The following is a 5,666-nucleotide window of genomic DNA, read 5'->3' as shown; positions in this document are numbered from 1 at the left end:
GCCGAGCACGGCGGTGACGACAAGGTTGGCGCTGATGATCGTCTGTGAGAGAAAGAGCGGAATCAGCCGGGCCGAGACGACGCTTCCCGCGAATCCCACAACATCGAGCACCATGCCGGCAATGAACGCGGCTGTCAGCGCAGCGCCAATGGTCGTGCGCAGCGTTGGGCCACCGGTTGCGGTGACCGGCACACTTTTCCCGCGGCCCGACGCTGCAGCGACGGAACTACGCGCGCCGTAGGCCTGCATGACCGATGCAATCCCGTAGCTACAGCACGCCAGCAGTGCTGCCGCGACACCGATCACCACCAGCCGTTCCCGTCTCGCTGTTCGCGCGTGGCGCGACGGGGCAGCCTCCACGACGGATGCCCGCGACCGATGCTTTCAGGGCTCAACAGTGTCCACATTCGATTTCTGCAGTGTCTCATTGCCCGCTGAACAACGACCCGGTGCCGTTTCCGACCCGAGATGCGGGCCGACCCAGACGACCTCACACCCGAGCTCGACGGCAAGTCACGTTAGCGGTGCGCAGCGACGGATCGTGCAGCATCCGCGTGACTTACGTTGTGCGGCAAACTAACTCACACTGGTTAGCTGGTAATGGTGCGTGCTTGCGCACTGTCGCCAGCTCCTTACCAGTCCCAGCCGAAGTCGGGTAATCGGGTGCTAGTCGAGGCGCGTGGCGGCCACCGCCCAGAACGGCATGTGCACGCGGTGGTTTTCCAACAGCGGCCAAAGGACCTCAAGTCGCTCCTGTACCGGCCTAAACCGTTCAGCTACCTCCGGCTGGCCGCTCAGAGCCGACAGGGCCGCAAACGTCTCGGGGTCGAAGTTGCCTTGGTAGGTCGTGGTGCCCAGGTAATCGACGCGCCAGCCCGCCGCGGGAAGCACCCGCTCGAAGTTCTCCGCGGGTAGACCCTCCATCTGCAGGCCGTTGACGTTGTGCCGGCCGAATTCGAACATGAACAGCCGCGCTCCGGGTCGGGTGGCTCGGTGCAGCGCTTGCATGTACAGGCTTTGCGTCTCTTCGTCGTCAAAGAAGACGTGGTAGAAGGCGCTGTCCACGACGGTGTCGAACCGGCTCTCCAGGCCGTCGAGTTTCGTCGCGTCGGCAACCTCGAAGTTCACTGTGACACCGGCCCGATCCGCGTTGGCACGGGCGCGCTCGATCGCCGCAGCCGACGCGTCGATCCCGGTGGCCGAATACCCCTTGGATGCGTAGTAGATCGCGTGGTGGCCGGGGCCCGTTCCCGGGTCGAGCACCTCGCCCCGCACCGCTCCGTATGCCACCAGCTGCTGAACCACCGGTTGCGGCTCGCCGATGTCCCATGGCGTTAATGCGGGTAATCCCTCCACCAGCCGCTCATCGCGGTACAACTTGTCGAAATCTGGGCGCTGAATGTCGTTAGCCATACTTAGCACCCTACTCCCACCGGTACGCTTTCCTTGATTCGATGCGCGAATTCGACTTTCCGCTGGACCACCGCCTGCGTAGCGTTCAATCACCTGACGAGAACCAGCGCGCTGGCCTCGGTCTGCGGTGAGATAGCTTGCGCCACAGTACAACTCGTACTCGTTAACTGGTAATGGTGCGGGTTCGCCAGGGGTGAGTTACGGGGGAGTGGAGGATCGTGGCCGGGCGGTTCGCGTTGATCGGCTGGCGCGAGATTGTGCCGCCGCGAGAGAGCAGCTGCAATCTTGCCCGGCGCCGACGACGGTCGCGGTAGTTATGCCATAGCGCGGTAGGCCGGTTTCTGCGTCCGCTTGCCAGCTTGCGACCAAGTCACCTCGGTTGGGATCGGGCCGTTGGGCAGCCACGGCTGTTCGTTGACCGCGTCGGCCACCGTCCAGGTGCCCCGTTCGACCACACCTAGCGCGGCGTCGATGACCTTGTAGTGCTGTACCTTGCTGGCCCACGCCTGTGACTCCACCCAGACGACAACGAGTTCACCGGGCTCGAACGCCGCCTGCCGCTGCACCGCGGCGATGAGGTCCTCGTTGTGCAGATGCCCGTCGCCGAAGTTGAAGCCGATCAGCGAGTTGCAGACGAATTCCGCCTCCCGCACCGTGCGGGTGTCGATGTCCGGCAGCATCTTCAACAACACTGAGAATAGGCCCCGGCCCTGGCTGTGCATCGTGCGCCAAGAGATGGCGCGCTGCAACGTGACTTCGGCCCACTGCGGTTCGTATCCGAAGGCGATGAACTGGTCGACTTGGTTCTTGGCGCTGCGTTTGACGCTGTCCAATTTCTCCTCCGCGCCCGGGGCGAACGCCCACACGGCCGACGCCCAGTTGCCGGCGTATTGGCGCATCGAGGGCAGGAACGACACCTTATCGGGCCGGAAGTTGCCCAGGATCGGATAGAACACCAACGCCACCACGATCGCCGCCGTCAACCACGGTGACGACATGTTGGTCACGGCGTATCCCCGCCAGGCCGGGAAGCCGAGGAACAAGAAGATCGCCGCGTAGGCGAACAGCACATTCCATTCCAGCGGAACCGCCAGCGGGAACGTCGAGATGATGAACAGGTGGAACGCCACCATCACCACCACCGCCGCCACCGTCAGCCCCTTGTTTGTCGAGAACAGCAACACCAGCGGCGCGAGGATCTCCACGGTGGTGCCGAGCACGTGGGCCACGAAGTGCGAGAGCCGTGACGGTCGCAAATCGTGGGGGAAATCGCGGTAATGTGCCCGCTTAATCCACTTGAACGGCATGCACGGGCTATTGCTGACCATCGGCGGAATGACGTTGGCAAAGTGCTTGCCGAACTTCGACATGCCGGCACCGACCCACACCACGATGATCAATAGCTTCAGCGCGATGATCATGTCCACGAACGGCAGCACGGTGAAGAAAAACAGCGCAGGCAGGTACTGCTCCCCCCGCGCCGCGAGGAAGACGGTCTTGTCGCGCAGGCCGTTGGCCACCAGCAGGACCATCGGCGCGACGAGCAGCGCCGGGTTGACGAGTCCGGAGGTGTTGTGCGGCAAGGCTTCCGACAGCGAATCGCTGTGCACTCCAGGTGCGAACAGAGCAACAGCAACGCTGACAAGCAGTGCGACATACAGGATCACGTCGCACCACGTGCGGCGCTCACCGTCGGTGAACGGCACCCATTTCCACGGCCGCAGCCGAATCGTGCCCGCACGAGCCCAGAACAGGATGCCACCGGTCATCGGCTTGACCTTGCCGGCCAGCGGCCCCCACGATCCGGCGACGCCAATGGCCTCCACCAGCACCGTCCACAGGATGACCTTTTGGTAAACGATCGGCTGATTCCACCATTGATCGACGTGCCAAAACGCCTGCGGCCCCGACGTCACGGTCGCGACCACGAGGCCGCCGAAGGCGTAGAACAACGCCAGCTTTGCGATGTAGATGGCATGCACCATGCGCGGTGAACCGAATCCGTTCTCCGCCCAGTGCTGCGCCATGAACCGCATCCGCTCCATGAGCGGCTTGGCCAAGAAGGTTTCTGGATCGACCGGGGGAAATTCAGGCTTGGTGAAACTCATGATCAGCTCCCGTTTGTCGCTGTGGTGACGAGCGAGTCGGCCAGCAGCCGACGTACAGCGCGTTTGTCGATCTTGCCGACGGCATTCTTCGGCATGTCGTCGAGGATCGTGATGTCCACCGGCCGTTTGTATTTCGCGAGCTGCCCGGCGATGTGATCGCGTATGGTCTCGGCAGTGACGGCCGCGTCCGGGTGGGTGGAGACGAACAGCACCGGCTCCTCGCCGTAGGTGGGGTTCGGACGCCCCACCACGGCGGCCTCGGCGATCTGCGGCATCTGGTGAACGACGAACTCGATCTCTCGGGGATAGATGTTCTCGCCGCCGCGGATGATCATGTCCTTGGCTCGGTCGACCAGGATCAGGTAGCCGTCTTCGTCGAAGCGACCGATGTCGCCGGTGTGCAGCCAGCCGTCGACGATGGTCTTCGCGGTCTCCTCCGGTCGGTTCAGGTAGCCGCGCATCACGTTGGCGCCCTTGATCACCACCTCACCGGTCTCACCGTTGGGTACCGGGTGGCCTGTGCTGTCGACGATCCGGATTGTCTGCCCGGGCAACGGCAGTCCCACCGTCCCCGGTTTGCGGGGACCGGTCAGCGGGTTCGCCGTGCTGGCGCAGGTTCCCTCCGACAGGCCGTAGCCCTCGATGATGGGGATGCCGTAACGCGTTTCGAATCGTTCCAGCAACTCGACGCTGGCCGGGGCGGCGCCGCAGACGGCGAACCGTATGGATGATGTGTCCGGCCGCACGTCGTCGGGCAGCCCGCACAACATCGTGTAGATGGTTGGCACCGCGGAGAAATAGGTCGCACGGCTTCGCTCGAGTCTTGCAAAAAATGTCTCCGAGTCGAAACGTCCGGCCACCGTCGCCCGGCCCCCGGCCAGCAGCGGTGACAGGGTCCCGACGACGATGCCGTTGACGTGAAACAGCGGCAGTATCAGCAAACTGTGGTCCGCGCGGGTGAGGCGGAACCCATCAATAACGCTGCCGCACATCGCATTGAGGTTCGCGTGGTCCAGCATCACGCCCTTGGGACGGCCCGTGGTGCCGCTGGTGTAAATCAGCAACGCCAGCGAGGCGTCGTTGCCTCGGCTGGCGTCCGCCTGGGCCGGCTCGCACTGATGCAGCTCGTCGGCGATCAGCACCTTGGCGCCGGCGTCGGCAAGCTGATAGCGCACCTCCTGCGGCGACAACGAGGGATTGACCGGCGTGACCGCGGCTCCCAACCGCCACGCGGCGAATATCGACACCACGAACTCGACGGTGTTCGGCAGATTGATCGCCACCACGTCACCCGTTGACACGCCGCGCCTGCGCAGCGTCGCGGCGGCGCGCTTGACGGCTTGGAGCAACTCGGCGTTGTTCAGGTCGCTGTTATCGTCGGCGACCGCGGGTCCGTGCGGATCGTGGGCGGCGCGCTGGTCCGGCAAGACCGACAAATTCATGTGATTTTCTCCCAGACGGGCTACTTGTGTGACCGGCAACGCTAGGCATCCCGCGACAAATCGGCTTGGTCTGTGCCGCTCAAATGCCGGGCACGGTTTGTCGGCCGGAGACAACTCCGAGCGCTCATTTGGCCCACAAGCAGGGACCGGAAGATTTACCTTCGTGGTGTGACGAGCGGCACAGATACCGGTGTCGTCCGCTGTGTCCGCCAGATCGCTGCCGGACTCCAGCAGCGGCTTGGCGAATTGACGGCCATCATTGCGGATCTCCTGCAGGAGGAGATTCCCGAGCTTGCCCGAGACGCACAGACCGTCGAGCTGTTGGGCGCCAGCGTGGGAGGCAACATCGACACTGTGCTGCACGCGATGCGCTATGGGATCGAGGTGCACCGCATCGAGGCGCCGACCGCGGCGATGGAGTACGCCCGGCGGTTGGCCCAGCACGGAGTGCCCGTGCACGGGTTGGTCCGTGCCTACCGGGTCGGTCAGCGGCGCATGCATGAACTCGTATTCGCCGAGGTCCAGGCCATCGACATGGAGCCAATGGTTAGGGTGGCCGTGCTCGACAAGATGTCGGCGATCATGTTCGCCTACATCGATTGGATGTCACAGCAAGTCGTCGAAGTGTACGAGGAGGAGCGCGAACGCTGGCTGGAGAATCAGAACAGCCTTCGCGCGTTGCGTGTGCGCGAGATTCTGGCCG

At 63.9% G+C, this 5,666-nt stretch carries 3 protein-coding genes and 2 pseudogenes; 1 reads left to right on the top strand and 4 read right to left on the bottom strand.

Annotated features, from left to right (window positions below):
- The 4 genes and pseudogenes from VE759_RS11095 to VE759_RS11080 form a co-directional block, all read right to left on the bottom strand.
- A pseudogene (locus VE759_RS11095) lies at positions 1-309 on the bottom strand (hypothetical protein); the annotation flags it as partial.
- A gap of 357 nt (positions 310-666) precedes the next feature.
- Positions 667-1,413: a class I SAM-dependent methyltransferase gene (locus VE759_RS11090; RefSeq protein WP_324931756.1), complete on the bottom strand. Its 747-nt coding sequence runs from the start codon at positions 1,411-1,413 to the stop codon at positions 667-669.
- A 314-nt stretch (positions 1,414-1,727) separates the two neighbouring features.
- A complete protein-coding gene (locus VE759_RS11085) occupies positions 1,728-3,521 on the bottom strand; it encodes a DUF3556 domain-containing protein (RefSeq protein ID WP_324931753.1) in 1,794 nt (597 codons plus the stop codon).
- Positions 3,522-3,523: 2 nt separating this feature from the next.
- A complete protein-coding gene (locus tag VE759_RS11080) occupies positions 3,524-4,963 on the bottom strand; it encodes a long-chain fatty acid--CoA ligase (protein WP_324931751.1) in 1,440 nt (479 codons plus the stop codon).
- Positions 4,964-5,131: 168 nt separating this feature from the next.
- Between VE759_RS11080 and VE759_RS11075 the strand changes: the two are divergent.
- Positions 5,132-5,666 (top strand): annotated as a pseudogene (locus VE759_RS11075) (PucR family transcriptional regulator); the annotation flags it as partial.

Origin of the sequence: Mycobacterium sp., from assembly GCF_035640695.1 — a bacterium.
Classification (GTDB): Bacteria; Actinomycetota; Actinomycetes; order Mycobacteriales; family Mycobacteriaceae; genus Mycobacterium.
This window is presented reverse-complemented; position numbering and strand designations above follow the sequence as displayed.

Bases quoted from the DNA above. Each gene is read 5' to 3' on its own strand.
- VE759_RS11090 (WP_324931756.1), bottom strand. From the start codon at position 1,413: ATGGCTAACGACATTCAGCGCCCAGATTTCGACAAGTTGTACCGCGAT.
- VE759_RS11085 (WP_324931753.1), bottom strand. From the start codon at position 3,521: ATGAGTTTCACCAAGCCTGAATTTCCCCCGGTCGATCCAGAAACCTTC.
- VE759_RS11080 (WP_324931751.1), bottom strand. From the start codon at position 4,963: ATGAATTTGTCGGTCTTGCCGGACCAGCGCGCCGCCCACGATCCGCAC.